At 67.8% G+C, this 26,616-nt stretch carries 17 protein-coding genes; 11 read left to right on the plus strand and 6 right to left on the minus strand.

The genetic code is table 11. The features are described from left to right. Positions 1-20 precede the first annotated feature (20 nt). From yoaA to mrcB, 3 genes are all read right to left on the minus strand, one after another. The gene (gene yoaA / locus KHN93_RS15405) at positions 21-2,027 is read right to left on the minus strand and encodes a DNA repair helicase YoaA (RefSeq protein ID WP_211920645.1); all 2,007 of its coding nucleotides are present in this window, start codon (positions 2,025-2,027) and stop codon (positions 21-23) included. A gap of 253 nt (positions 2,028-2,280) precedes the next feature. After that, positions 2,281-2,805, minus strand: a complete 525-nt coding sequence (locus KHN93_RS15410; protein WP_104568123.1) for a tetratricopeptide repeat protein — start codon at positions 2,803-2,805, stop codon at positions 2,281-2,283. Between the two features lie 13 nt (positions 2,806-2,818). Next, the gene (mrcB, locus tag KHN93_RS15415; RefSeq protein WP_039519580.1) at positions 2,819-5,263 is read right to left on the minus strand and encodes a penicillin-binding protein 1B; all 2,445 of its coding nucleotides are present in this window, start codon (positions 5,261-5,263) and stop codon (positions 2,819-2,821) included. 239 nt (positions 5,264-5,502) lie between these two features. Here mrcB and KHN93_RS15420 point away from each other — a divergent pair, with 239 nt between their 5' ends. Next, entirely contained in the window at positions 5,503-7,605 is a 2,103-nt protein-coding gene (locus KHN93_RS15420) for a glycosyltransferase (protein WP_211920647.1), read from the plus strand. Between the two features lie 60 nt (positions 7,606-7,665). Here KHN93_RS15420 and KHN93_RS15425 read toward each other — a convergent pair whose 3' ends face one another. Together KHN93_RS15425 and KHN93_RS15430 are read right to left on the minus strand one after the other, a co-directional pair. Beyond that, entirely contained in the window at positions 7,666-9,180 is a 1,515-nt protein-coding gene (locus tag KHN93_RS15425; RefSeq protein WP_104559850.1) for a hypothetical protein, read from the minus strand. A 184-nt stretch (positions 9,181-9,364) separates the two neighbouring features. Continuing rightward, positions 9,365-11,548, minus strand: a complete 2,184-nt coding sequence (locus KHN93_RS15430) for a RelA/SpoT family protein (protein ID WP_211920649.1) — start codon at positions 11,546-11,548, stop codon at positions 9,365-9,367. A gap of 290 nt (positions 11,549-11,838) precedes the next feature. Between KHN93_RS15430 and pqqA the strand changes: the two genes are divergently transcribed. From pqqA to KHN93_RS15475, 9 genes are all read left to right on the plus strand, one after another. Next, positions 11,839-11,919 (plus strand): pyrroloquinoline quinone precursor peptide PqqA, encoded by an 81-nt coding sequence (gene pqqA, locus KHN93_RS15435; RefSeq protein ID WP_002812057.1) that lies wholly within the window; start codon positions 11,839-11,841, stop codon positions 11,917-11,919. 66 nt (positions 11,920-11,985) lie between these two features. After that, complete coding sequence (gene pqqB, locus KHN93_RS15440) at positions 11,986-12,885, plus strand: pyrroloquinoline quinone biosynthesis protein PqqB (RefSeq protein WP_211920651.1); 900 nt, start codon at positions 11,986-11,988, stop codon at positions 12,883-12,885. Further along, a complete protein-coding gene (pqqC, locus tag KHN93_RS15445; protein ID WP_039525992.1) occupies positions 12,882-13,634 on the plus strand; it encodes a pyrroloquinoline-quinone synthase PqqC in 753 nt (250 codons plus the stop codon). The genes pqqB and pqqC overlap by 4 nt, the downstream gene beginning before the upstream one ends. After that, on the plus strand, positions 13,631-13,909 hold the full coding sequence (gene pqqD / locus KHN93_RS15450) for a pyrroloquinoline quinone biosynthesis peptide chaperone PqqD (protein WP_047129146.1): 279 nt from the start codon (positions 13,631-13,633) through the stop codon (positions 13,907-13,909). The genes pqqC and pqqD overlap by 4 nt, the downstream gene beginning before the upstream one ends. Continuing rightward, positions 13,906-15,045 carry a pyrroloquinoline quinone biosynthesis protein PqqE gene (gene pqqE / locus KHN93_RS15455; protein WP_104559853.1) on the plus strand — a complete coding sequence of 380 codons (1,140 nt, stop codon included), beginning with the start codon at positions 13,906-13,908 and terminating at the stop codon, positions 15,043-15,045. The genes pqqD and pqqE overlap by 4 nt, the downstream gene beginning before the upstream one ends. A gap of 62 nt (positions 15,046-15,107) precedes the next feature. Beyond that, complete coding sequence (locus KHN93_RS15460; RefSeq protein ID WP_039515263.1) at positions 15,108-15,620, plus strand: hypothetical protein; 513 nt, start codon at positions 15,108-15,110, stop codon at positions 15,618-15,620. A gap of 60 nt (positions 15,621-15,680) precedes the next feature. Then, a complete protein-coding gene (locus KHN93_RS15465) occupies positions 15,681-17,195 on the plus strand; it encodes a PhoPQ-activated pathogenicity-related family protein (RefSeq protein WP_211920653.1) in 1,515 nt (504 codons plus the stop codon). Positions 17,196-17,524: 329 nt separating this feature from the next. Then, positions 17,525-18,559, plus strand: a complete 1,035-nt coding sequence (locus KHN93_RS15470) for a glucokinase family protein (protein WP_211920655.1) — start codon at positions 17,525-17,527, stop codon at positions 18,557-18,559. 102 nt (positions 18,560-18,661) lie between these two features. Then, positions 18,662-21,295, plus strand: a complete 2,634-nt coding sequence (locus KHN93_RS15475; RefSeq protein ID WP_039525980.1) for a TonB-dependent receptor — start codon at positions 18,662-18,664, stop codon at positions 21,293-21,295. Between the two features lie 243 nt (positions 21,296-21,538). Here KHN93_RS15475 and hrpA read toward each other — a convergent pair whose 3' ends face one another. Further along, on the minus strand, positions 21,539-25,660 hold the full coding sequence (gene hrpA, locus KHN93_RS15480; RefSeq protein ID WP_211920657.1) for an ATP-dependent RNA helicase HrpA: 4,122 nt from the start codon (positions 25,658-25,660) through the stop codon (positions 21,539-21,541). Between the two features lie 90 nt (positions 25,661-25,750). Here hrpA and KHN93_RS15485 point away from each other — a divergent pair, with 90 nt between their 5' ends. Beyond that, positions 25,751-26,308: a Dps family protein gene (locus tag KHN93_RS15485; protein WP_016903711.1), complete on the plus strand. Its 558-nt coding sequence runs from the start codon at positions 25,751-25,753 to the stop codon at positions 26,306-26,308. Positions 26,309-26,616 lie beyond the last annotated feature (308 nt).

A 26,616-nucleotide genomic window follows, 5' to 3' on the forward strand; every position in this document is an offset into this window, starting at 1 on the left:
CGCAGGCAGGAAGGGGACGCTCAGTCGTCGCCGAACGGCAACGCGAGCACACCATTGTCGCCCACCGGCTCGGCGACGCCAAAGAACGCGCGCACGTCGCCGATCTCGCGGGTGCGCGCAAACGGCGGCAGCGACTGCATGAAGGTGCGGCCGTAGCCCTTGTTCACCAGCCGCGGGTCGCACAGCACCAGCACGCCGCGATCGGTCTCGCTGCGGATCAGCCGGCCCACGCCCTGCTTGAGCGCGATCACCGCCTGCGGCAACTGCTCGTCGCGGAACGGGTTGCCGCCGTCGCGGCGGATCGCATCCAGGCGCGCTTCGAACACCGGGTCGTCGGGTGCGGCGAACGGCAGCTTGTCGATCACCACCACGCTCAAGGCATCGCCGACCACGTCCACGCCCTCGCGGAAGCTGGCCGACCCCAGCAGCACGCCGTTGCCGGAAGTGCGGAAACGCTGCAGCAAGGTGGCACGCGGCGCCTCGCCCTGCACGAACAGCGGCCACGGCGCGCCGCGCAATGCGTCGGCCGCCTCGCGCAGCGCGCGGTGCGAGGCGAACAGCAGAAATGCGCGGCCATTGGAGGCGTGCAGCACCGGCATCAGCGCCGCGATCAGCGCCGTGCCGAATCCGCGTGCGGCAGGATCGGGCAGGTGCGGCGGCAGGTAGCACAGCGCCTGGCGCGCCCAATCGAAGGGGCTGGGCTGCAGCAAGGTCACCGGATCGCTCAGGCCCAGGCGCTGCGCGATGTGATCGAACTCGCCGCCCACCGCCAGCGTGGCCGAAGTGAACACCCAGGCCGCATGCGATTTTTCGCGATGCTCGCGCAGCGGGCCGGACACATCCAGCGGCGTGCGCTGGCAGCGGAACCCGCGCGGGCTGAGCTCGTACCACAGCACATCGTTGTCGACGGTTTCCGGCAGCTCCTGCTCGAAATCCGGTACCGGCGCATCCTCGCCCAGCCACCGCGACAGCCGCGCCAGCGCTTCCTGCGCACGTGCACAGCAGCCATCGAACCCGGGCGAGGCCTCGCGCAACGGCAGCAGGGCCTCGCCCAGCCGCGCCAGCGACGACAGCACCGCATCGAAACCCTCGCGTACCTGCGGCTTGGCCAGCGCGCGCCATTGGGTGCCGCGTGACGGCAGGCCCTCCATGCCCGCGCGCAGGCCGCGCAGAGCCTCGTCCAGGGCGAGGATCGGCTCCTGCAGGCTGGCCTGCGCACCGGCGACCAGGCGCGCTTCGACCATGCAGTCGCGCGCCAGCTCCTGCCACGGCCGCATTCCGAAACTCTCGCCGAAGAAGTTCGCCGCCAGCTCCGGCAGCTGATGCGCTTCGTCGATGACGAAGGCCTGCGCGCCGGGCAGGATCTCGCCGAAGCCTTCCTGCTTGAGCGCCAGATCGGCCAGCAGCAGATGGTGGTTGACCACCACCAGATCGGCCGCCTGCGCGCGCTGGCGCGCCTGCACCACAAAACACTCGCTGTAGAACGGGCATTCGGTGCCCAGGCAGTTGTCGACGGTGGAGGTCACCAGCGGCAGCAGCGGTGAGTCGTCCGGCAGGGCTTCCAGCTCGGCCATGTCGCCGAACTGGGTACGCCCGCTCCAGGCCACGATGCGCTGGAACTGCGAGACCTGCTCGGGCGTGGCAAAGCGCGGCTCGCCACGCGCCTGCTGGGTGCGGTACTTGCACAGATAGTTCGCGCGGCCCTTCAGCAGCGCGCTGCGCAGGCCGATGCCGAGCGCGGCGCGCACGCGCGGCAGGTCGCGATGGAACAACTGGTCCTGCAATGCGCGCGTGCCGGTGGAGACGATGGTCTTCAGCCCCGACAGCAATGCCGGCACCAAGTAGGCGTAGGTCTTGCCGGTGCCGGTGCCGGCTTCGGCCAGCAGCACATCGCGGGCCTCGAACGCCTCGGCAATGGCGCCGGTCAGGCGCAACTGCGCGGCACGCGGCGCGAACGCATCGAGCTGACGCGCAAGCGCCCCGCCCTCGCTGAGCGCCTCGATGCTGGCAGTGGCAAGTTGGGACATGGGACCGGAAGCTGGGGCAGGAAGCGCGACAGCCTAGCGCGTGCGCGCTGCCGCTGCCTGGGTTGCGCCGGTGGGCCGGTGGCGGCACTGGCCGCGCAGCCGGCATTTACGCATCAGGATGCGCCGCGTGGCGCCACTGGCGGTCGTGCGCGGGAACGAACGACTCGCGTCGAGCAGGTGCGCGCAACTGACAGGCGGCATCACGCTTGCCGCGCCTGTCGTGCGGCAGGCGCAGCCGGCGGTGTGGCCGTGCTCAGTAGCGTTTCACGCCGGGCACCGTGCACCCGGCAATCTGCGACTTGGCCGAAGCGGCGTTTTCCTTCTCGCCACGCGCCAGCCGCGACTGCTCGATGGTGGCCCAATGCCGGCGGCACAGCGGCCCGGTCTTGGAGCCCAGCTCGATGGCCTGTTTGGCGAAACGCTCGGCGGCGGGCCAGTCGGCCTGCAGCACCGCTACTTCGGCACGCTCCTGCAGGATGGCGGGATCGCCGGAAACCAGGCCCACGGCCTGATCCAGCGACGCCGCCGCGCCGGCCAGGTCGCCGGCCTGGCGCTTGCTCTTGGCGGTCTCGCGCAGGTCGTCCACCTGCGGGTCGCGCAATGGTTGTACCGACAGCTCGGTATCGTCGACGCCGGCCTCGCGTTCGATCAGCAGCAGCCGCTGTGTCGGCGTGGTCGGGTCCACCGGGACCGGCGGTGGCGCAGGCGGCGCGCTGACGCAGGCGGTGAGTGCGGCAGACACGCCAGCGAGGGCAAGCAAACGGTGCAGTCGGTTCATCGGGTCACTCCAGTCAACGTGCAGGTGCAGCCGCGGCGGGTGCCGGCGCGGGGTCTTCCGGCTTCTTTTCCAGACCGAAGAAGCGACGCCAGCCACCACCGCTGGATTGCTCGGCCGGTGCGGATGCATCGCCGGGCACGCCCTCGATCGACGGTGCATTGCCGGCACAGGGGGCGTAGGCCGGGGTGAAGCCGACCACGAACGGGAACTGGCGCGCGCCCGGGCAGCCGGCATCGGTCACGCCGGTACCGGCCGCGTCCACCCACTGCCAGTCCAGGCCCTTGCCGCTGACCTTTAACGGCGCACTCGGCAGTCGCGCGAAGATGCTCGACCACACCCGCATCGCGCCGGTGGCGCCGTACAGGCCGGTCTGCTCGTTCTGGTCGTTCCCCATCCAGATCACCGCCAGATGGTCGCCGGTGTAGCCGGCGTACCAGCTGTCGCGGCCGTCGTTGGAGGTGCCGGTCTTGCCGGCCGGCGACAACCGGCCCAGGCCATCGCCCAGCAACTGCCGCGCAGTGCCGCCGCTGACCACCTGCTGCAGGGCGACGCTGATCAGATTGGCCGCCACCGAATCGCCCTCCTGCGCCGGCGCCGGGGTCTTGTCGTAGCGCTTGAGCAGCTTGCCCTGCGGATCGAGCACGCCGCGCACCGCATGCAGCGGCTGGATCTCGCCACCGGCAGCCAGGAACTGGTACAGCTGCGCCATGCCGTACGGGCTCTGGTCGGTGGCACCGAGGATCAGCGAGGGATTGGTGTCGGCCTTGATGCCGGCCAGTACCTGGATCAGTTGCGCGATGCGCTCCGGGCCGACCTGCATGCCCACGCGCACCGTGGCCTGGTTGTAGGAATGCGCCAGCGCATCGATCAGCCGCACCGTGCCGTGACTGCGGTTGTCGGAATTGCCCGGCGACCAGGTCTTGCCGCGGCTGAGCTGCACCGTCACCGGTGCATCGTCGACCCAGCTGGACAACGCCCAGCGGTCCGGCGAGGCCAGCGCCAGCAGGTAGACGAACGGTTTGAGCAGCGAGCCGACCTGCCGCTGCGCTTCGACCGCGCGGTTGAAGCCCGGCTTGGCCACGTCGCGGCTGCCGACCACCGCCAGCACATCGCCGTTATGCACGTCGGTCAGCACCAGGCCGGCCTGCAGCGGTGGGCGCTTCTTGTTGTCCAGCCGCTTGATGGTGCCGGTCACCGCGCCTTCGGCATAGGCCTGCGCGGACGGCGACATGCCGGTGAGCACGCTCATGCCGGCGCCCTGCAGCACGCCTTCCGGGTAGTCGTGCGCCAGTTGGCGCCGCACCAGGTCCACATAGGCCGGGAAGCGGTTGGCCGCGACCAGGCCCGGCTCGGTGGGCACGCCCAGCGGTGCGGCCAGCGCGCGCTTGTATTCGGCCGCGTCGATCAGGTTGTTTTCGTGCAGCTTGCCCAGCACGAAATTGCGCCGATCCAGCGCGCGCTCCGGGTTGCGCCGCGGGTCGTAGTAGGACGGCCCCTTGACCAGCCCGATCAGCAAGGCGATCTGCTCGGTGGTCATCGAATTGAGCTCGCGGCCGAACCACAGCTCCGCGCCCGAGGACACGCCATGGATCGCCTGCCCGCCGCGCTGGCCCAGATAGACCTGGTTGAGATAGGCCTCCAGGATGGTGCGCTTGTCGTAACGCGCCTCCATGATCACTGCGTAGAGAATTTCGTTGAACTTGCGGGTGACGGTCTGTTCCTTGCCGATGCCGAGCAGGCCGCTGCGCGCCAGCTGCTGGGTCAGGGTGCTGGCGCCCTGGCGGACCTGGCCGCCGGAGCGCGCCATGATCCAGGCCGCACGCACCATGCCGCTGAGATCGATGCCGTGGTGGCTGTTGAAGTCGCGATCCTCGACCGCCTGCAGGCCGGTGACCAGCAGCTCGGGCACTTCTTCCATGCGCACCAGGCGGCGCTCTTCCTGCTTCTGTCCGTACAGCGTGGCGATGCGCGCCGGGTCCAGCCGCGCACTCTTGAGCGCCTTGCGGTCGCCGGCGTCGCGCAGGCTGGCCACGCGCCCGCCGGAGAGGCTGACTTCCACCCGCCGCGCAGGCACGCGCCCATCCACATCGATATAACCGCGGCTGGCGATGGTGAAGCGGCTGCCGTCCTGCTGGTAGGTGCCGGCCAGCTTGGCTTGCCCGTCGTCACGGTAGGAGGCGGCGTCCAGCTCGGTCTTCAAGGTGGCTGCATCCAGCGCATTGCCTGGCGCCAGCACCAACGGCCGCCCGTACACGCGGGTCGGGATCTGCCAACGCAGCTCGCCAAACCGCTGGGTGACCTGCTTGTTCAGATACACCGTGTAGGGAATCAGAAAACCGAGCGCCAGCGCGAATGCCGCAAAGGCCCAGACAATCAGCCTGCGTTGCCAGCGGGAACCTTGCTCGGTGGAGTCGTCCTCGAAATCGTCGGGAGCGTCGTTGTCGTGGCGTCGGGGCACAGGGATGCGAGAATGTAGAGTCCGGCGAGTCTAGCGCAGCGCTGTCGTGGTTGTGGTCAGCCGGCCCCTCTGACTTAAGAGCGGCTAACAAAACGGCCACGCTCACCGTCAGCAGGCACGGACCGTCTTCGGCATCTGCGGGTACCCTGCGTCCCCTGCGCTTGCCTTGCGCCGTCCTCGCCGCCTGACGACTGCTCGCCGGGTTTTCTTCGCCACGCCACGTCTGGAGTTCCAACGGAATGTCGATGTCACTGGCCGATGCACGCTATCTGTTCAATCGCGTGCTTGGGCTGATTCACCGCAGCGTGGCGAGCATGCGCACACGCGGCTGGCGCGCCACCTGGCAGCGCATTCGCGTGCATACGCAGGCACCGCCGGCGGCGCTCGGCACGCCGCTGTGGTTGCCGGAGGCCGCGCCGTTTGCCGCGTTTGCGGTTCCGCACAGCGACACCCCGCGCGTGACGCTGGTGATTCCGGTCTACAACCACATCGCGCACACGCTGGCGTGCCTGCGCGCACTGGCGGCACATCCGCCGCTGCTGGAGATGGAGATCATCGTCGTGGACGACGGCAGCAGCGACGCCACGCAGGCGCAGCTGCCGCTGGTGCAAGGGCTGCACTACCACCGGCGCGCCAGCAATGGCGGTTTCATCGCCGCCTGCAATGACGGCATCGCCCTGGCGCGCGGCGACTACGTGGTGCTGCTCAACAACGACACCATCCCGCAACCCGGCTGGCTGGATCGGCTGATCGACACATTTGCCCAGCACCCCGGCGCCGGGCTGGTCGGCGCGCAACTGGTGTACCCGGACGGACGCCTGCAGGAATCCGGCGGCGTGGTGTTCGCCGATGGCAGCGCCTGGAGCTACGGCCGCTTCGAATCGGCCGACGACCCGCGCCACGCCTATGTGCGTGCGATGGACTACTGCTCCGGCGCGGCCATCGCGCTGCCACGCGCGCTGTTGCAGACGCTGGGTGGGCTGGATCGCCGCTACATGCCTGCCTATTACGAAGACACCGACCTGGCGTTTGCGGTGCGTGCCGCCGGCTACCGGGTGCTGGTGCAGCCGGCCAGCGTGGTGGTGCATGACGAGGGCACCAGCAATGGCACCGACACCCGCACCGGGGTGAAGGCGTACCAGGTGCGCAACCAAGGCGTGTTCGCCGACAAGTGGCAGCAGGCGCTGGCAACGCAGCTGCCGGTCGGCACGGTCCCCGGCCCTGCGCTGCTGCATCGTGGCCAACGCCAGGTGCTGATCCTGGACGAATGCGTGCCGCAACCCGATCGCGACTCGGGCTCGTTGCGGCAGTTCAATCTGATCCGCCTGCTATGCGAAGAGGGCGCGCACGTGGTGTTCGTGCCGACCCGCCGCGAACATGCCGGACGGCACACGCAGGCACTGCAGCAACTGGGCGTGGAAGTCTGGTACGCGCCGTTCCTGGACGGCATCGGCAGCTGGCTGCGCACGCACGGCCCGCGGTTTGCGGTGGTGCTGCTGGTGCGTCACCACGTTGCGCATGCCTGCCTGCCGCTGCTCAGACAATACGCCCCGCAGGCGCGCACCCTGTTCGACACCGTCGATCTGCACTACCTGCGCGAGCGCCGCGGCGCCGAGCTGGCCGGCGATGCCAACCTGTTGCGCGCGGCCGAACGCACCCGCCTGCGCGAGCTGGAGATCATGGCCGCCACCGATGTCACGCTGCTGGTCTCGGCAGCCGAGCAGGCGCAGCTGCAGGCGGACGCACCGCAGATCCGCACCGCCCTGCTCTCCAACCTGCATGAGGTGGCCGGCAGCGGCCGCCACTTCGAGCAACGCCACGACCTGGTGTTCGTCGGCGGCTTCCGGCATCCACCCAATGTGGATGCGGTGCAGTGGTTCATCAGCGCGATCTTTCCGCAGGTGCGCGCGCAATTGCCGCAGGTGGTCTTCCACTGCATCGGCGCGGACATGCCGGAGGCGCTGACACTGCTGGCCGACGAATGCCCCGGCGTGCAACTGCACGGGCATGTGCCGGATCTGCTGCCGTTCATGGAGAACGCACGCATCGCGGTGGCGCCGCTGCGCTTCGGCGCCGGCGTCAAAGGCAAGATCAACCTGAGCATGGCGCACGGGCAGCCGGTGGTCGGCACCACCTGTGCGGTGGAAGGCATGCATCTGCGCGATGGTGAGGATGTCTGCGTGGCCGATGACGCCGATGCCTTCGCCGCGGCGATCGTGCGCCTGTATCGCGATGCGGCGCTGTGGCAACGCCTGGCCGACAACGGGCTGCAGAACGTAGCCCGGCATTTTTCGCTGGATGCAGCGCGTGGCACGGTGCGCGCGCTGTTTATCGCGGAGTGAGTGTGCGCCGGGCGCTCGGGGATGGCGCTGTGAGTGGCGCCGTCGAAGACAGGCGCTGCGTCAACGCTGCTCGGTCACGGCCTTGACCCGGCGCGTGAACTCGGCCAATTCCGGCAGCCCCGGATCCAGCTGGTGCGCCTCGTCCTGCGCGCGTCGTGCAAAGGCGGCGTCTTCCTGTCCAAGGCGTTCGCTGCCCACAGCAACCCAGCGTTGCGCCAGCCGCCGACGCGCGCCGGCCAGTGCATCGCCATTGGGTGTCAGCGCCTGCCAGGCATCCAGACAGCCGCGCGCGGCACGCAGGCGGTTGTTGCGCAGCTCGTCCTCGAAGCAGCGCTGACTGGCCGGCACCACACGTGCGGCGGCCTGCAGCACGCGTGGATCGCGCGGCGCCAGCGCCTGCGCGGCACGCACCGCGTCGTAGGCACTGGCGCCGGGCGGCGTCATCCACTGCTGCTGCGCTTCGGCAGCTGCCACCCGTTGCAGCAGCGCGCGCAGGCGGCGCTCGCGGGTACCGCGCGACAGCTCGGTCTCGGGGCTGCGCTGGGCATCGCGTGCACGCGCAATCGCCTGCTCGGCCTGCGCAATCGCGGCGGCGCCGGGCAGCAAGGTCTTGGCTTCCTGCAGCGACTGCAGCGCGGCGTCGAACTGGAAGTCTGCCGCCTGCCGGCCGGCTTGCGCGGCATATTCGCCTGCCACCTGCTCCAGCCCACGCTGGGCGGCCGCATCCGCCGGCTCGGCTGCCAGCACTGCCGTGAAATCGCGTGCGGCCGGTGCCAGCCGGCCACGCCGCAACAGGCCCTGCGCGCGCTGACGGCGTTGTTCCAGCGCACGGTGATAGTGGCCTTCGGTCAGCGGCACATCGGCATGCCCGGCGTCATAGCGCTTGGCCGCGGCCAGCAGCATCGCCGCATCGGCCAGCGCATCGCGCGCCAGGGCCTGGCGCGCCTGCGCCAGCAGATCGGTCAGGGCGTCCTCGCGCCCTTCCAGCGCATCGGTGCGGTCTGGTGCCAGGGTCAGTATGCGCTGATACAACGGCAGCGCGCTGTCCGGGCTGCCATCCAGGCGCCCTTGCTGTTGCGCGGACACTGCCTGTGCGAACAAGGCGTCCAACCCGGCCCGACGCGCCTGCAACTGGCGCAGGCGCAGTGCCACCGGTGCGATCTGCGCCTGCGGCACCTCCAGCGCGCCCGCCAGCGTCAGCGCGCGCTGCGCAGCAGCGGCATCCCCGGCCGCAATCGCCGCGCACGCCTGCACCACGGCGGCGGCGCCGGTGCGCGCCAGGCCGGCACGGGCTTCGCCACGATCGCTGTCCAGCGCAAGCGCAGCAGCGAACAGTTCGCGCGCGCCGTTGCCATCGGCCGCACTGAGGTGGCCGCGCGACAGCGCCGCATCGCCCCGTTGCAGCAGTTGCTGGATACGCGTGTCCGGCCACAGCCAATCGGCCAGCGGCTTGCGCAGCACAACCGTGGCCAGCAAGAGACAGGCGCACAGCGCCAGCACCACGCGCCATAGCGCGCGGCTGCGCAATGGTGCCCAGAGGCGAGGCGATCTTGCCCAGCGCGGAAGCGGGAGCATGCGGTGGCGTCCGTCCTTGGCGCGACCTGACGGGGACGCGTTCACCCCGTCATGGTAGCTGTCTGCTGCGAAGACGATGTGGGCTTGGGGGAATCGGGATTCGGGATTCGTCAGGTAGGCACACCTTGTTTGCTTTGGGTGCTGCCTGTTTCAAGGCGATTGGCGCCGGCCGGCTGCGGCGCACTCAACCGAGTCGCCGCACCTCGCTCACCCCAGGCAAGGCGTCCAGCTTGCCAAGCAGGCTGGACAGCTGGTCGTAGTCGCTGACCTTCAGGCGCAGGCGCAGTTGTGCCCTGCCGGTGTCACGCACGTTGTCGCTGTTGATTTCCAGCACGTGCGCGTCCTCCTGCGCGATCAGGTTGGTGATGTCCTTGAGCAGCCAGCGGCGGTCGACCGCGCGCACCTGCACATCCACCTCGTAGCCGCTGCCGGCCTGGCCCCACTCCACCGGCAACACGCGCTGCGGATGCGCCGCGGCCAGACGCGACAGTGCCGCGCAATCGGTGCGGTGCACGGTGATGCCGCGGCCACGGGTCAGATAGCCGGCGATCGGCTCGCCCGCCACCGGCTGGCAGCAGCGCGCCAGCTGCACCAGCAGATTGCCCACGCCCTGCACGGTGAACTTGGATTTACCCAAGCCCTCGCGGCGCGCGGTGGGCCGTGGCGGCGCCGGCACCGCCGGCTGCGAAGCGGCCCGTTCGGCTTCCAGCAGGGCACGGCTGACCTGGTTGGGCCCGGTATCGCCCAGCGCCACCTGGATGTACAGGTCGTCAACATTCTCGGCGTGGAACTTGCGCGTGGCCACGCTCAGGTCGGCGTGCTGCAGGCCCAGCCGCTTGAGCTCGCGATCGAGCAGGTCCTTGCCGGCCTGTACGTTGCGCGCACGGTCGAGCTTGTGGAACCACGCGCGCACCTTGTCGCGCGAGCGCCCGCTGGCCAGAAAACCATTGGACGCAAGCAACCAGTCGCGGCGTGGGTCGGCCTCCTTGGCGGTCATGATCTCCACCCGGTCGCCGCTGCGCAGCCGGTAGGTCAGCGGCACGATGCGGTCGTTGACGCGCGCGCCGCGGCAGCGATGCCCGACCATGGTGTGCACGTGATAGGCGAAATCCAGCGGTGTGGCGCCTTGCGGCAGGTCGATGACCTCGCCCTTGGGGGTCAGTGCATACACGCGGTCTTCGATCAGCTCGGCGTCCAGCGCGCCGGCCAGTTCGCCGTGGTCGCCTTCCTGCACCTGCTCCAGCAACTGGCGCATCCACAGGATCTTGCGGTCGAAGGCTTTTTCGCCACCCTTGCCGCCTTCCTTGTATTTCCAGTGCGCGGCTACGCCAAGCTCGGCCTGCGCATGCATCTCGTGGGTGCGGATCTGGATTTCGATCGTGCGCCCTTCCGGGCCGACCACCGCGGTATGCAGCGAGCGATAGTCGTTGGCCTTGGGCCGGGCGATGTAATCGTCGAACTCGCTCGGCACCGGTGCCCACAGCGAGTGCACAGCCCCCAGCGCCGCATAGCAGGCGGCCACGTCATCAACCATCACCCGCACCGCGCGGATGTCGTACAGCTGGTCGAAGGACAGGCGCTTCTTCTGCATCTTTCGCCAGATGCTGTAGATGTGCTTCGGCCGCCCGCTCACCTCTGCGCGCAGGCCCTGCTGGGCCAGCGTCGTCGACAGAGTGCGCTTGACCGCGTCCAGATAACGCTCGCGCGCCACGCGGGTTTCGTCCACCTCGCGGGCGATGCGGCGGTAGGTGTCCGGCTCCAGATGCCGGAACGCCAGGTCCTCCAGCTCCCACTTCACCTGCCAGATGCCCAGCCGGTTGGCCAGCGGCGCATGGATGTCGCGGGTGAGCTGGGCCAGTGCACGGCGCTGTTCTTCGCTCAGGCGGTCGGCCACGCGCATGCGCGCCAACTGCCGCGCCAGCAGGATCGGCACCACCCGCAGGTCGTGGATGATGGACAGCAACAGCCGCCGCAGACCTTCGCTGTTGCGCCCGGCCTCGCGACCGGCGTGCAGGGCCCAGACCTGGTCGGCCGCATCCAGCCCGTCCAGCAGGCCTTCGACCGCCACCCGGCGCTCGGCCGGCTGCCATGGCAGGCCGGCGATCGCGCCGCGCAACGCCGGCAGGTCGAACAGCAATGCCGCAATCAAGGTGGCCTCGTCGGCGGCCAGCAGCGCCAGCGCGTCCAGGGTGTCGGCCATCAGCGTCCAGGCCACGTCCTCGCTCGGCGCCGGCAACTGCTGCCAGGCCTGCGCCAGGGCATCACGCAGATCTGGCGCGATCGACGCGATGGCGGGACGCTGCAGCAAGGCATGCAGGCGCTCGAGTGAGGAACTGGTCACAGCGGTGGACACGGCGATGGGCAACAACGGGGGGCTGACAGCTACGGTAACGTGCGCGTCACCTTCTCCACAACGCGCAATCGCTGCATCGTCGGCGCAATCCCGCATGCTTGCGCTTATGGTCGGTTCACCCGCCAACGTCTTGATTCGCAACCGCTGTGCGCCGCAAGTGCGGCAACGCTGCAGGCCAATCGGCACGCTCAATCGGCTTTTTACGTGCTTTTTACAACTCGCCCAAACCGCCTGCCTATCCTCCAGTGGCGTTGTCGCTGCGTCCTGCCGCGGCGACGTCATTCCAACCAACTGCGAGGTAGCCGATGAAGACCTGGAAGAAGCCTGTCGTTCGTGAAGTCAACTGTGGCGCCGAGATCAACTGCTACGTCTCCGGCGAATTCTGAGCTCACCTGCCGCCCCTCCTCCCGATGCATGACCGGCAATCGCCGGCAGATAGGTAACAGTTCTCCATGCGCATCATCGTTCTGGGATCGGCGGCCGGCGGTGGGCACCCGCAGTGGAATTGCCACACACCCGCCAGCAGGCGGGCATGGCAACAAGCCGACGGTGCCCAACGTCGTACCCAGGCCAGCATCGCCGTCAGTGCCGATGGCCAGCGCTGGGTCCTGATCAACGCCTCACCCGATTTCCGCCAACAAATTCTTGCAACGCCCGCACTCTGGCCGCAGCGCGATTTGCGGCATTCGCCGATCGAAGCGGTGCTGCTGACCAGCGGCGAGATCGACCATATCGCCGGATTGCTGTCGATGCGCGAAAGCCAGGCGTTCTCGCTGCATGCCAGCAGCCGCGTGCTGGATCTGCTGTCGCAAAACCCCATCTTCGACGCGGTCAATCCCGCCTACGTGGAGCGCCAGCCGTTTGCGCTGGACACGCCGGTATCGCTGCTGGGCCTGCAACTCACGCCATTCTCGGTGCCCGGCAAGGTGCCGCTGTTCATGGAATCGCGCAGTGGCGGCGACCTGGCCGGCTCCAACGAAGAAACCCTTGGGCTGACCATCGACGATGGCCAGCGCCGCGTGCATTACATCCCCGGCTGCGCGGCGATGACCCATGCCTTGCGCGCGCGCCTGCAAGGCGCCGAACTGGTGTTCTTCGACGGCACACTGTGGCGTGACGACGAAATGGTGCAACTGGGCATCAGCCAGAAGACCGGCCAACGCATGGGCCACATGAGCATCGACGGCCCGGACGGCACGATTGCTGCGTTCGCCCCGCTGGGTGTGGCGCGCAAGATCTTCATCCACCTCAACACCACCAATCCCGTGCTCGATACCCGTTCGCCGGAGTACGCCAGCGCGCGTGCCAGCGGCTGGGAAGTCGCGCACGACGGCCTGGAGATCACCCTGTGACCACCCTGCTCACCCCGGACCAGCTGGAGGCGGACCTGCGTGCCATCGGCGCCCGCCTGTACCATGACCAGCATCCCTTCCACGCGCTCCTGCACGAGGGCAAGCTCGATCGCGGCCAGGTCCAGGCCTGGGCGCTGAATCGCTTCGAATACCAGCGCTGCATTCCATTGAAGGACGCCGCGATCCTGGCGCGCATGGAAGACCCGGCGTTGCGGCGGATCTGGCGGCAACGCATTCTCGATCACGACGGCAACAGCCCCAGCGATGGCGGCATCGCGCGTTGGCTGCACCTGACCGACGCGCTCGGCCTGGAGCGCACGCTGGTGGAATCCGGCCGTGCGCTGCTGCCGGGCACCCGTTTCGCGGTGCAGGCCTACCTGCAGTTCGTGCGCGAAAAAAGCCTGCTCGAGGCGATCGCCTCCTCGCTGACCGAGCTGTTCGCCCCCAACATCATCGGCCGGCGCGTGGCCGGCATGCTCAAGCATTACGACTTCGTCTCGCCCGAAGCGCTGGCCTATTTCGAGCATCGCCTGACCGAAGCGCCACGCGATTCGGATTTTGCGCTGGACTACGTCAAGCAGCATGCCGATACCGTCGAAAAACAAGCCCTGGTCAAGGCCGCGCTGCACTTCAAGTGCTCGGTGCTGTGGGCGCAGCTGGATGCATTGCACGTGGCCTACGTCGCCCCGGGCATCGTGTGGCCGGATGCGTTCGTGCCCGACCGCGACGCCAGCCGGGCCGCGGCGTGAGCAGCATCACCCGCGACAGCCAGCCGGCCCTGCGCGCAGGCGTGCGCCTGCAGCACGACCGCGCGCGTGACCAGTGGGTGCTGCTGGCGCCGGAACGCGTGGTCGAGCTGGACGAGATCGCACTGGTGGTGGCGCAGCGCTACGACGGCACGCGCTCGCTGGCGCAGATCGCGCAGGAACTGGCAGGCGAATTCGATGCTGACGCGGCAGATATCGAGGTCGATGTGATCGAACTCACCGCCACGCTGCATCAGAAGCGTCTGCTGCGGCTATGACCGTCGCCCCGCCGCCACTGTCGGTGCTGCTGGAGCTGACCCATCGCTGCCCGCTGGCCTGCCCGTATTGCTCCAACCCGATCGCGTTGGCGGCGCTGCGCGAGGAAATGGACACCGCCGGCTGGCGCTCGCTGCTGCAGCAGGCCGCCGACATGGGCGTGTTGCAGGCACACTTTTCCGGCGGCGAGCCGATGCTGCGCAAGGACCTGCCCGAGCTGGTGGCGCATGCGCGCGCGCTCGGGCTGTACAGCAACCTGATCACCTCCGGCGTGGCCGGCGGCGAGCCGATGCTGGACCAGTTGCAGGCCGCCGGACTGGAGCATGTGCAGCTGAGCGTGCAGGACGTCGACCCGGCCGGTGCCGACCGTATCGCCGGCTATCGCAACAGCCTGGCGAAGAAGCGCGAGTTCGCCGCCGCCGTGCGCGCGCGCGGCCTGCCGCTGACGCTCAATGCGGTACTGCATCGCCATAACGCCGAGCGCGTGCCCGGCATGATCGCGCTGGCGCTGGAATGGCAGGCCGAACGCATCGAAGTGGCGCACACCCAGTACTACGGCTGGGGCCTGCGCAATCGCGCCGCGCTGATGCCCAGCCGCGAGCAGCTGATGGCCACGATTGACGCGGTGGAAACCGCCCGTCGCGAGCTCGGCGACCGCCTGGCGATCGACTTCGTCACCCCCGATTACTACGCCCGCCAGCCCAAGCCGTGCATGGGCGGCTGGGGCCAGCGCTTCGTCAATATCTCCCCGCGCGGCGATGTGCTGCCCTGCCATGCGGCCGAAACCATCGACGGCATGCGTTTTGACAACCTGCGCGAGCGGTCGCTGGCCGATATCTGGAACAACGGCGAGGCCTTCGTGCGCTTCCGCGGCACCGCATGGATGCCGGAGGTCTGCCAGGGCTGCCCCAAGCGCGAGATCGACTGGGGCGGCTGCCGCTGCCAGGCGCTGGCGCTCAGTGGCGATGCCGCCACGCTGGACCCGGTCTGCGAACGCTCGCCGCGGCATACCGAGGTGCGCGCCACCGCCGAACGCGAGGCGGCCGCACTGCCGCCGGAGTTCGTCTACCGCCGCCCCGGCCGTCCCGAACGCGTGGCCTCGGCCAGCGCAGACGCACGAACTGCCGACGCACCATAGCCGGCTGCGGCAGGCGCGGGCTAGCGTCTACACTAGCCGCCTCTTCTGATCGGATGGCATCCATGTCGCTCGCGCGCCGCATTCCCTTGCTGGTCTGCCTGACCCTCGCCCTGAACGCCGCTCCGGCCCTCGCGCAGCGCGCGGTGCAGGGCGACCTGCAGTCGCAGATGAGCGCCGAACAGTTCAAGGCCGCTGGGCTGGACAAGCTCGACGCCGGCGAACTGGCCGCGCTCAACGATTGGCTGCAGGGCAAGGTCGCCAAGGAAGCTGCGGTCGTGGTCGAACAGGCCAAGGAAGCCGGCCGCCAGGAAGTGATCGTCAAGAATCGCGGCTTCTTCGATTTCGGCAGCAACGAGCCGATCGAGAGCAACATCGTCGGTGAGTTCAAGGGTTTCTCGAAGGGTCGCGTGTACACGCTGGCCAATGGCCAGGACTGGGAGCAGACCGACGCTGCGACGTTGTCTGGCGTGCGCAAGGAGGCCCCCAAGGTCAAGATCAAGCCGGGCCTGGTCGGCGTGTGGTATCTGCAGATCGAGGGCTACAACACGCCGGCCAAGGTGCGCCGGGTCAAGTAAGCGCGTCCGGGCATTGCCGGCCCGCTACCGCAGACTGAGCAGGCCAATCGGAGAACACGCATGCGTTGGATGCCATGTTGCAGCCTGGCATTGCTGGCGTCGCTGGCCTGGTTCGCAGGCATTGCGCCTGCCGATGCGGCCACGCCCACCCTGTCAGCGCAGCAATGTGCCGATGCGCCCGAGGTCGGCATCGACCAGGCGCTGGTGTGCTATCACGATGCCATCGAGCGCCAACCGCTGGTCTACCGGCGCGTGGCCACCCGCACGGTGGACGGTGTCGAAAGGCGCGATTACCTGCTGACCTCGCAGCAGTGGTCGCCGGAGGATTTGGTGCAGCCGGCCAGCTGGCAGCACGATGTGGCGATCTACGTGCCGGCGGATGCGTTGCCGACGCGTGCGCTGCTGATCTCCACCAATGGCACCCGCCAACCGGCCGATGGCGGCGCGCCACAACCGCCCAGCGAATTGCCACCCGAGGCCCTGGCCGTATTGGCGCGGCGCAGCCGCACCGTGGTGATCGCGCTCGGCGATCTGCCCAGCCAGGCACTGACCTATCGCAACGATGGCACGCCGCGCCGCGAGGACGACAGCGTCGCCTACAGCTGGTCGCTGTTCCTGGCAGCGCCGCAACGACGCAAGACCATGCCGCTGCATGTGCCGATGGCCGCCGCAATCGCGCGCACCATGAGCCTGGCCGAACGCGAATTGGCGCCGTTGCAGATTCATCGCTTCATCCTCGCCGGTGCCTCCAAGCGTGGTTGGGCCAGCTGGCACGCCACCATCGCCGATGCGCGCGTGGAGGCCGTGGTGCCGTTCGTGATCGACATTCTCAATCTGCCGGCCGTGCTCGAGCACATGTCCCGGGCCTATGGCGGCAACTGGCCGATCGCATTCGGCGCCTACGCCAGGCAGGGAATCACCGCGCAGCTGCACACGCCGGCATTTGCGCAGCTGGTGCAACTGCAGGACCCGCTGAGTTATCTGCACACGCCGCAGCGCAAACGCCTGGCCGTGCCCAAGTACATCGTCAATGCCAGCGGCGACGATTTCTTCCTGCCGGACAACACGCAGTTCTTCTACGACGCGCTGCCCGGCAGCAAGGCGCTGCGCATGGTGCCCAACAGCGCGCATAACGGCATCCGCGCCTCCATCGTCGACAGCCTGGTGCCCTTAGTGACCCGGCTGCAGCAGCAGCGTGCATTGCCAAAGGTGCGCGATTCCCTGCAAGCAGGCGAACACCCGCAGATCCGCTTCCAGTCGTCCGAGCGCCCTGCGCAGTTACGTCTGTGGCAAGCAAACAACCCGGCGGCGCGCGATTTCCGCCATGCCTGCGGCATTCGTTACAGCGCCACGCCGATCACACCTGCACGCGGCAACACGGTGTCGGTACCAGTGCAGATTCCCGATGCCGGCTGGAGCGCGTACTTCGTCGAGGCCACCTATGCGGACGGCTTCGTCGCCACCAGCCAGACCTACGTACTCGGCAAGCAGCACTACCCGACGCAGGCGCCACCCAGCGACGGCGCGGCCTGCAGCACCTTGCCGGGCGTGGCCTCTGCGGCGGCTGCGCGCTGAGCTGGCGACTGCGCGAGCGCTGACGCAGCCAGGCTGGCGGTAGCGACCGCCGAAGCGAATGTCGATGCCACGGAGCGATATCGGCGCCAATCAGCGTCCAGATCGCGACAACAGACGCGACCGTTGCAACGGCGCAGCGGTGCGCGCGCTCTCCCGCACTGCGCAATCACGCCCATGCAGACAGCCCTGAAACGGGCGATTTTGCACTTGAGTCTGCCAGCAAGATCGATCCAACCCGACTGAACCATTGACATCGTTGTCACCAACTTCTACACAGGCCGCTACTCGCCGATCGCATTGGCCGCTCGAACGAATCCAAAGGACTGCACGTGGCTGCGACTTCGCGTTCTGCTCTCGCTTCTGGCTTGCCCACCGCACCGATTGCCACCGGCTTCATCGCGGCCGACGTGGGTGGCACGCATGTGCGGGTCGGCCACATCGCGCGGGCTGGTACTGCTGCGACCGAGCTGTCGCATTACCGCACCTACCGCTGCGCCGAACACGCCAGTCTGGACGCCATCCTTGCCGACTTCCTGCAGCAACGGCGCGACGTCGAGGCGGTGGTGATCGCCAGTGCCGGGGTTGCGCTGGACGATGGCAGCTTCATCAGCAACAACCTGCCATGGACGATTTCGCCTGGCCGCATTCGCGCCGCGCTCGCCGTGCCCGGCGTGCACCTGGTCAACGATTTCGAAGCGGTGGCCTACGCCGCACCGCTGATGGAACAACGCGCCGCGCTGCAACTGAGCGGGCCGACGCCGCGGCATGCGCGCGCCAGCGGCCCGATCCTGGTGGTCGGCCCCGGCACCGGGCTGGGTGCGGCGGTCTGGATCGATGCCAGGCCACGCGCGATCGTGCTCGCCACCGAGGCCGGCCAGGTTGCCCTGGCCAGCAACGACGAGATGGAACTGCAAGTGCTGCGGATCCTGCTGCGTGGCGAGCGCTATCTGCCGCTCGAACATGTGCTGTCCGGACCAGGCCTGCTGCATCTGTACAACGCCCTGTGCGAACTGCAGGGCGCCACGCCCCGCCATCGGCTGCCGGCCGCGATCACGCATGCCGCGCTGCACGAAGACGATGCATTGGCACGCGATTGTCTGCAGGTCTTCTGCGCCATCCTGGGCAGCGCGGTCGGCGACATGGCGCTGGCCTACGGCGCCGCCGGCGGCATCTATCTGGCCGGCGGCTTTTTGCCGACGATCGGGCCGTTCCTGCAGAACAGCCGTTTTCGCGAGCGTTTTCTGGCCAAGGGACGCATGCGCGCGGTACTCGAACGCATTCCGGTCAAGCTGGTCGAGCACGGGCAACTGGGCGTGCTCGGCGCGGCCAACTGGTATCTACAGCACCACGCTGACCTGTCGTAAGCGATCCACCACGCGCTCGGTCCCGGGCGCGCGTCTGCAAGACCCCGCATCCGGCGAGCAGCAGCCCGCCGTCCATCCCTGTGCGTGATGAGGAGAGACATCATGAAATACAGCACCACCCTGCTGTCCAGCGCGATCGCGTTGTCGCTGGCATTCGCTGCGCAAGCCCAGGACGCGGTCGACCAGGCCACCGATCTGGATGCCGTGCAGGTAGTCGGCATCCGTGCCAGCCTGGAAAAATCGCTCGACACCAAACGCAACAACGCCGGCATTTCCGAAGCCATCACCGCCGAAGACATCGGCAAGTTTCCAAGCACCAACGTGGCCGAGGCGCTGTCGCAGATTCCCGGCGTCACCCTGGACCGGCGCTTTGGCCAGGGCGAGCGCGTCAGCATCGACGGCACCGACCCCAGCCTCAATCTGTCCTTCCTGGACGGCCACCCGGTGGCGCAGGCGATCTGGCTCTACGGCGAGCAACCCAGCCGCGGATTCGACTACACCTTGCTGGCGCCGCAGATCCTGGGCCGCGCGGAAATCCTCAAATCCTCCGAAGCGCGCCTGACCGAAGGCAGCCTGGGCGGCACCGTGTTGATGCACACCCGGCAACCGCTGGACCTGGACGTCAACGAGGTGGCCGCCTCCATCGGCTACAGCTACAGCGCGCAGGCCAGCGAAGGCAAGCCGAACGCGGCGCTGCTGTATAGCTGGAAGAACGCGGCCGACACCTTCGGCATTGCGGTGTCGGCGCAGCATTACGAAGAACGTGTCGATCGCCGCGGCATGGAAGTGTTCGGCTACGCGCCGGCCAGCACTTTCGCCAATGCCGCGGGCGGCGTGCCCGCCGATGCGGACGTGCCCAACTCGATCAACGCGGCCTGGTTCCAGCAGGATCGCGAGCGCGACAGCGCCGTGGTCAACCTGCAGCTCAAGCCCAGCCAGGCGCTGGAATTCAACCTCAGCGGCCTGTACATCAACGAGAACTTCGACAACTACAACCAGTCGATGTACAGCTTTCTGACCTGGAATGCCGGCACGGTGGCGGCGGTGGACCAACTCGGCGGCCTGCGCAATGGCGTGGTGACCAGCGGGCATTCCGGCGCCAATGCCGACCCGCTCGGCGGCACCGTGATCTACGACAACAACGTGCGCGAATCGGAAGTCACCACCAAGGGACTGGACCTGCGCGGCGCATTCCGCGGCGATGGCTGGGGATTGAATGGGCAGGTGGGCCAAAGCAGATCCGAGAACAAGGACCTGTCGCAGTATTTCATCGAGCCGTTCTACAACGGCGGCTTCAGCTGGGACACGCGGCGCGGCATCCGTTTCGACGATCCGGCGCGTGCGCGCGATCCGGCCAACTGGGGCTCGGCCGGCGGCTGGTTCGGCAATAACGGCATCTTTTCCACCGAAAGCAAGGACACCTACGGCCAACTCGATCTGAATCTGCAGTTCGACAGCGTGTTCAACCAACTGCTGCTGGGCGTGCGCCATGGCAAGCATGAGGAGCGCTTCGAGCTCAACGTCTATGGCGGCGTGACGCCGGGCACGCTGGCCGACGTGGGCACGATCGGGCTGACCGATCTGCAGGATTTCTATCCAGACCACGGCCGGCATGTGCAGGCAGGCCGCAACAACGTGCTGAACTGGATCCGCAACAGCCCGGTCGACTACGGCGCGCCGGATCCGGCCAGCTACCTCAACAACACCTGGGCGCTGCAGCAGACCAATAACGCCGCCTATGCGCAATTGAACTTCTCCGGCGGCGGCCTGCGCGGCAATCTCGGGCTGCGTTATGTCGATTCGAAAACCGAGGGCAGCGGCTTCGTCTACAGCGGCACGCCCACACTGCAGAACGCCGACAGCCTGTGGCAGACCCGCACGCGCAAGGAGGATTTCCTGCTGCCCTCGCTCACACTCTCCTACGAGGCCGCCGACGATTGGGTGTTCCGCTTTGCCGCGGCCAAGGTGATCGCCTGGGCACCTTACAACCAGATGGTCAACAACACCTTCCTCAACGACACCACGCTGACCGGCAGCGGCGGCAATGCCGAGCTGTCGCCGTACGAATCCTGGAACTTCAACCTGTCGGCCGAGTATTACTTCGCGCAGCAGTCGGTGGTGGCGTGGTCGCTGTTCTACAAGAAGATCGACAACTACATCGACACCAGCGCCAGCGTGGAGCGCCAGTACAACGCGCTGCGCGATACCGCGCCGCAGAGCTGGGCGCAGTTGCTCGGCAGCAACGGCTGCAGCGCCGATGGCTATTGCGATTACAGCATCCAGCGGCCACGCAATGCCGGCGATGGCAAGGTCAAGGGCTTCAACATCGCGTTCCAGCAGCCGTTCGGCGACAGCGGCTTTGGTTTGACCGCCAACTACACCTACGCCAATGGCGAAAACAACACCGGCGATGCCCTGCCCTACCAGTCGCGCAACAGCGTGGCAGTCAGCCCGTACTACGAAAAAGGCCCGCTCAACGCACGGCTGACCTACAACTGGCGCGACAGCTATCTGGCAGGCGGTTACGTGGCCGGCGCCGCGCCGGCAAGCGTGGATGACTACGCCGAACTCGGCGCGAGCATCGGCTATGCATTCAGCCCGAACTGGTCGCTGCAGATCGACGCGCAGAACCTGCTGGATGAGCAATACCTGCAGTATCTCGGCGACACCGACCATCTGGCCGGTCGCTACAGGAGCGGGCGCCGCTACATGGCGAGCCTGCACATGAAGTTCTGACAGCGGCTGGCAACCGAATGGCGCGCACCGCCAGGCGGTGCGGCCAATATCCGGAACCGGCATGTACCGGGCGTACACGCCGGTTCCGGGCATCGTCCACGGCCCGCTGACCACTGCGCGCTGGGTTGCGTTCACCGCTCAAAGCGCAGTGCTCGGCCTGAGTGACCAGTCGGTGGCAGGACCTGCTCCGACCCAGCGCTGGCGATGGCGGCAAGCCATCGTCACCAGCGCCTCTGTCACCAGTCAGTTGCGCAACGCGGCCACCCGCTGCGACAGCTTCTTCGCCGACACGCCCGATTTGGCACCCAGCTCCTGCGCAAACACCGACACGCGCAACTCCTCCAGATCCCAGCGTAGCGACTGCCATTCATCACGTTGCTGCAGACCGCGCGCAGCCGCCTGGTCCAATGCATCCACGAACGGCTTGAGTTCGAGCATGCGCGCCTGGTCGCGGGCCGGATCGCGTTTGGCGCGCTCGGTTCGCAGGATCATCGCCTTGAGATAGCGCGGGTAATTGGCCAGCGCCTCGGCCGGTGTTTCGCGCAGGAAACCGGCGTGCACCAGCGCACGCAGCTGCTGCTCCATATCGTCCAGGTTGCCGCGCGCCCAGCCCATCAACGGCGCTTCCAGCAGGGGCTTGAGCTCGGCCACCGCAGCGAGAATGCTTTCGGCCAGCTTCAGCCGTTCCATCGCCTCGCCGAACAGGCGCTTGATCGCCTCGTCGCGGCGCTGCGCAAAGGCACCGGGGTCTCGGATCGCGCCCAGACCATCGGCCAGCACCGCGTTGAGCGCGGCATCAACCAGATCGCCGCGCAGGCGCTCCTGCGACTCGATCGCCGCGTACAGCAGGCCGGTCTTGGGCGACACCGGCAACTGCTTGCGCGCCTGCTTGATCTTGTCGGCCAGCGCGATTTCCAGCAGCCGGCGCACGCCGCGCGGATGCGCCTGCGCCGCCTCGTTGCGGTCGGCAAAGATGCGCAACGCCGCGTCGTCGCCCTGATCCACCAGCGCCGGATAGGCCGGCACGCCGGCTTCGCCGGCAACCTGTTCGGGAATCGGCGTGGACGGAAAATCGCGCAAGCCCTCCGCAGCCAGCGCACGCCCTGCACGCGCGGCGAAGGCCTGGCCAGCACGCTCGCCAAAGTGGGCGCGCAATCCGTCCAGATCGCGCGACTCGGCCAGCACCTTGCCGTCGTCATCGCGCAGGCGCAGGTTCATCAGCAGATGCGTGTCCAGCGACTCTTCGTCAAAATCCAGCGCCGCCACCTGGGTGCCGGTGGTCTTGGTCAGAAAGCGCGCCAGCTCGCCGCGGATGTCGTCGGCCGAGGCGATGCTGTAGGCCTCGTAGAACGCGCGCCCGAAATCCGGGGCCGGCACATAGTTGCGCCGCTGCGCCTTGGGCAGGCTGCGAATCAAGGCAGATGCCTTGTCGGCGACGAAGCCCGGCGCCAGCCACGACAGCCGCGCCGGATCCAGCGCGTTGAGCAGGTGCAGCGGCACCTCCAGCGTCACCCCGTCATCGATGGCGCCCGGCTCGAAGCGGTAATGCAGCGGCAACCGCGCATCGCCCAGCGGGAAATACTTCGGAAAACGATCGGCCTCGCTGCCTTCGCCCGGCAACAGGTCATTCAAGCTCCAGTGCAGGCTGCGGCGCTTGTCCGGCGGCAGGGTTTTCCACCACGCATCCAGCCCGCTGGCCGAATGCAGTTCGGCCGGGATACGGTCCAGATACCAGCGCGCCTGCCAGTCTTCGTCGGCAACGATGCCGGCGCGGCGCAGCTTGGCTTCTTCTTCGCGCGCCTGTTCCAGCACCTTGAGGTTGTCGGCGATGAACGCCGCACGCGTATTGATCTCGCCCGTGACCAGGCCCTGGCGCACGAACAGGTCATGCGCGCCGGCCGGGTCGATCTTGCCAAAATGGACCGGCTTCTTCGGCGCCAGCACCAGGCCGAACAGGCTGATCTGTTCGGACGCCACCACCTGCCCCTGCGCACGCGACCAATGCGGGTCGAAATGCTTGCGTGCCAGCAGGTGTCCCAGCTCGGCGATCGCCCAGTCCGGCTCGATCGCGGCATTGGTCATGCCCCAGACTTTTTGCGTGTCCAGCAGCGTAGCCGCCAGAATCCACGGCGGCGGCTTGCGTGCCAATGCCGAGCCGGGGAACGGCACGAACCGGCGTTGCCGCGCCGCGAGAAAGTCGCCTTTTTCGGTGCGATGGCCGATCTGCGTGGGCAGGCCGGCCAGCAGCGCGCGGTGCAGGGCCTGATACGCCGCTGCACGTTCGCGCTCGCTGGTGCGTGCCGTGGCTTCGGCCGCTTCGGCCTGTTTGGCGGCAGCGGCAGAGGTGGGTTGTGCAGGTGGCGCGTTCGGATCCGGCTTGCCTTCTCGTGCCAGCCGCGCAGCGCGATGCAGCTGCCCGCGCGTGGGCCGGTTGGCGTTGTGCCCATCCTCGCGCGCAGGCGCGCTGGCACCGGCCAGCAGTGGCGCCAGCATCGCGGTGGCCGGCTCTTCGCTCCAACCCAGCTCTTCGCACAACAGGCGCAGCTGCCGATGCAGCTCACGCCATTCGCGCATGCGCAGGAAGCCGAGAAAATGCCGGTTACACCAGTCGCGAAGCTTGGACTGGGTGAGATCTTCGTGCACCTGTCGGTAGGCCTCCCACAAGCGCAGGATGCCGACGAATTCCGAGCGTGCATCGGCAAACAACGCATGCGCGTTGTCGGCCGCTTCGCGTGCCTCGGGCGGGCGCTCGCGCGGATCCTGGATGCCCAGGAAGGCGGCGATGATGATCATCTCGCGCAGGCAGCCGTGCTGTTGCGCGGCCACCAGCATGCGCGCCAGCTTGACGTCCACCGGCAGGCGCGCCATCTGGCGGCCGGTCGCGGTCAGGCGGCGGTTGCCGTCGATCGCGCCCAGCTCCAGCAACTGCTGCCAGCCATCGGCGACCGCACGCTCGTCCGGCGCTTCCAGGAACGGGAAATCCTCGATCCGCCCCAGCCCCAGTTGCAGCATGCGCAGGATCACGCCCGACAGCGACGAGCGACGGATTTCCGGATCGGTGAATGCCGGCCGCGCGGCAAAGTCCGCTTCGGCATACAGGCGGTAACAGATGCCCTCGGCAATGCGCCCGCAGCGGCCCATGCGCTGGTTGGCGCTGGCCTGCGAGATCGGCTCGATATGCAGCCGGTCCAGCTTCTGGCGCGGGCTGTAGCGTTTGATCCGCGCAAAACCCGGGTCCACCACGTAACGGATGCGCGGCACCGTCAGCGAGGTTTCGGCCACATTGGTGGCCAGCACCAGGCGCCGACGCGGCCCCGGGTTGAACACGCGGTCCTGGTCGGCCGCCGACAGCCGCGCGTACAGCGGCACCACTTCGGTTTCGCGGTACTTGCGCCGTTCCAGCGACTGGTGCGCATCGCGGATCTCGCGCTCGCCGGGCAGGAACATCAGCACGTCGCCACGCGGATCGATGCGGGTGATCTCGTCGATCGCCGCCACGATCGCATCGTTGACGGTGCGTTCGCCATCGCGGCCATTGCCACGCTCGCCGTCGTCAGTGTCGCCGGCCTCGCCTTCGAGCGGCCGGTAGCGCACTTCGACCGGGAAGGTGCGGCCTTCCACATCGATCACCGGCGCATTGTCGAAATGCTGCGCAAAGCGCTCGGTATCGATGGTGGCCGAGGTGACAATCAACTTGAGATCGGAGCGCTTTTGCAGCAACTGCTTGAGATAGCCCAGCAAAAAATCGATGTTGAGGCTGCGTTCGTGCGCTTCGTCCACGATGATGGTGTCGTAGGCCGACAACCAGCGGTCGCTGGCGATCTCGGCCAGCAGGATGCCGTCGGTCATGAACTTGATCCGCGACTGCTCGCCGACCCGGTCGGTGAAGCGCACCTGGAAGCCCACCGTGGTGCCCAACGGCGTCTTCAGCTCCTCGGCCACGCGTGCCGCCACCGCGCGCGCGGCGATCCGGCGCGGCTGGGTGCAGCCGATCATGCCGGCCGCACCGCGCCCGGCCGCCAGACACAGCTTGGGCAGCTGGGTGGTCTTGCCCGAGCCGGTTTCGCCGGCGATGACAACCACTTGATGGTCACGGATCAGCGCGATGATGCGCTCGGCCTCGCGCGCGATCGGCAGTTGCTGATCGAGTGTGATGGCCGGCTGCTGCTCGGCGCGTGCCTGGCGTTGCGCCTGCGATGCCGCCAGCGCTTGCTCGAACGCCTCGCGCACCTGCGGGTTGCCGGGCTTGCCTTGCCAGCGCGACCATAGACCGAGCAGCCGGCCACGGTCGCGGCTCATCGCGCCATCGACGGCGCGGCGGCGCTCACGCAAGGTGTTGGCAAGGTCGGTGTCGATAGCGCTCATTGATGGAAAAATGTGAAAGATTGAATGACAAGAGATCCTTTAGCCTGTCTATTGTGACCCGATATCAGTTTCCTCAGGAGGACCATCCACATGTCCAAGAAAAAGAACGCCAACAAGCCCGTCGTCATCAATGAAGCATTGGACGCACTGCCGGTCGCCGCAGCATCGGCACCACACATCGATATCGGGATCAAGGACAGCGATCGCAAGCAGATCTCCGACGGTCTGGCCCGCTACATGGCTGACGCCTTCACCTTGTATCTGAAGACCCACAACTTCCACTGGAATGTCACCGGGTCGATGTTCAACTCGCTGCACACCATGTTCGAGACCCAGTACACCGAGCAGTGGGCCGCGCTGGACGAAGTGGCCGAGCGCATCCGCGCCCTGGGCTACAACGCGCCGGGCTCCTACAGCGAGTTCGTCGCCCTGACCTCGATCCCGGAAGAACAGGGGCTGAGCGACAGCGCCGACTGGCGTGAAATGGTGCGCCAGCTGGTCAGCGGCAACGAAGCGGTCTGCCGCACCGCACGCAAGGTGCTGGGCACCGCCGACGACGCCGGTGATGACCCGACCGTGGACCTGCTGACCCAGCGCCTGCAGACCCACGAGAAGTACGCCTGGATGCTGCGTTCGCTGCTGCAGTAACCCCCTGGGCTTCACCCCTGCGGGTTTGCCCAAGGTTTCGCTGCGCCGAAACCTTGGGCCCTGCTCCATAAGTTAGACACAGAGCCCCTCTCCCCTCGGGACGAGGAGGCGCAGCTGGCGCGCCCTGGGCTCACGTGCCTTGGAGCGCCCGCACCGCAAGCGCGGGCCGGGGCGCGGAGCGGGGGTTGGGGTGAGCTCACGGAGCGAAGCTCCAGTCGCCTTAGGCAACGCTCGGCCACCGGCCATTTTCCATGCCGCACGCCGCATATCCAGCAACGTCCGCGTCAGCACTCGTAGGCACACCCACC

The sequence above is a fragment of the Xanthomonas arboricola pv. juglandis genome, from assembly GCF_905367715.1.
GTDB classification, from domain to species: Bacteria; Pseudomonadota; Gammaproteobacteria; order Xanthomonadales; family Xanthomonadaceae; genus Xanthomonas; species Xanthomonas arboricola.

Bases quoted from the DNA above. Each gene is read 5' to 3' on its own strand.
- yoaA (WP_211920645.1), bottom strand. From the start codon at position 2,027: ATGTCCCAACTTGCCACTGCCAGCATCGAGGCGCTCAGCGAGGGCGGG.
- KHN93_RS15410 (WP_104568123.1), bottom strand. From the start codon at position 2,805: ATGAACCGACTGCACCGTTTGCTTGCCCTCGCTGGCGTGTCTGCCGCA.
- KHN93_RS15420 (WP_211920647.1), top strand. From the start codon at position 5,503: ATGTCGATGTCACTGGCCGATGCACGCTATCTGTTCAATCGCGTGCTT.
- KHN93_RS15425 (WP_104559850.1), bottom strand. From the start codon at position 9,180: ATGCTCCCGCTTCCGCGCTGGGCAAGATCGCCTCGCCTCTGGGCACCA.
- pqqA (WP_002812057.1), top strand. From the start codon at position 11,839: ATGAAGACCTGGAAGAAGCCTGTCGTTCGTGAAGTCAACTGTGGCGCC.
- pqqB (WP_211920651.1), top strand. From the start codon at position 11,986: ATGCGCATCATCGTTCTGGGATCGGCGGCCGGCGGTGGGCACCCGCAG.
- pqqE (WP_104559853.1), top strand. From the start codon at position 13,906: ATGACCGTCGCCCCGCCGCCACTGTCGGTGCTGCTGGAGCTGACCCAT.
- KHN93_RS15460 (WP_039515263.1), top strand. From the start codon at position 15,108: ATGTCGCTCGCGCGCCGCATTCCCTTGCTGGTCTGCCTGACCCTCGCC.
- KHN93_RS15465 (WP_211920653.1), top strand. From the start codon at position 15,681: ATGCGTTGGATGCCATGTTGCAGCCTGGCATTGCTGGCGTCGCTGGCC.
- KHN93_RS15475 (WP_039525980.1), top strand. From the start codon at position 18,662: ATGAAATACAGCACCACCCTGCTGTCCAGCGCGATCGCGTTGTCGCTG.
- hrpA (WP_211920657.1), bottom strand. From the start codon at position 25,660: ATGAGCGCTATCGACACCGACCTTGCCAACACCTTGCGTGAGCGCCGC.
- KHN93_RS15485 (WP_016903711.1), top strand. From the start codon at position 25,751: ATGTCCAAGAAAAAGAACGCCAACAAGCCCGTCGTCATCAATGAAGCA.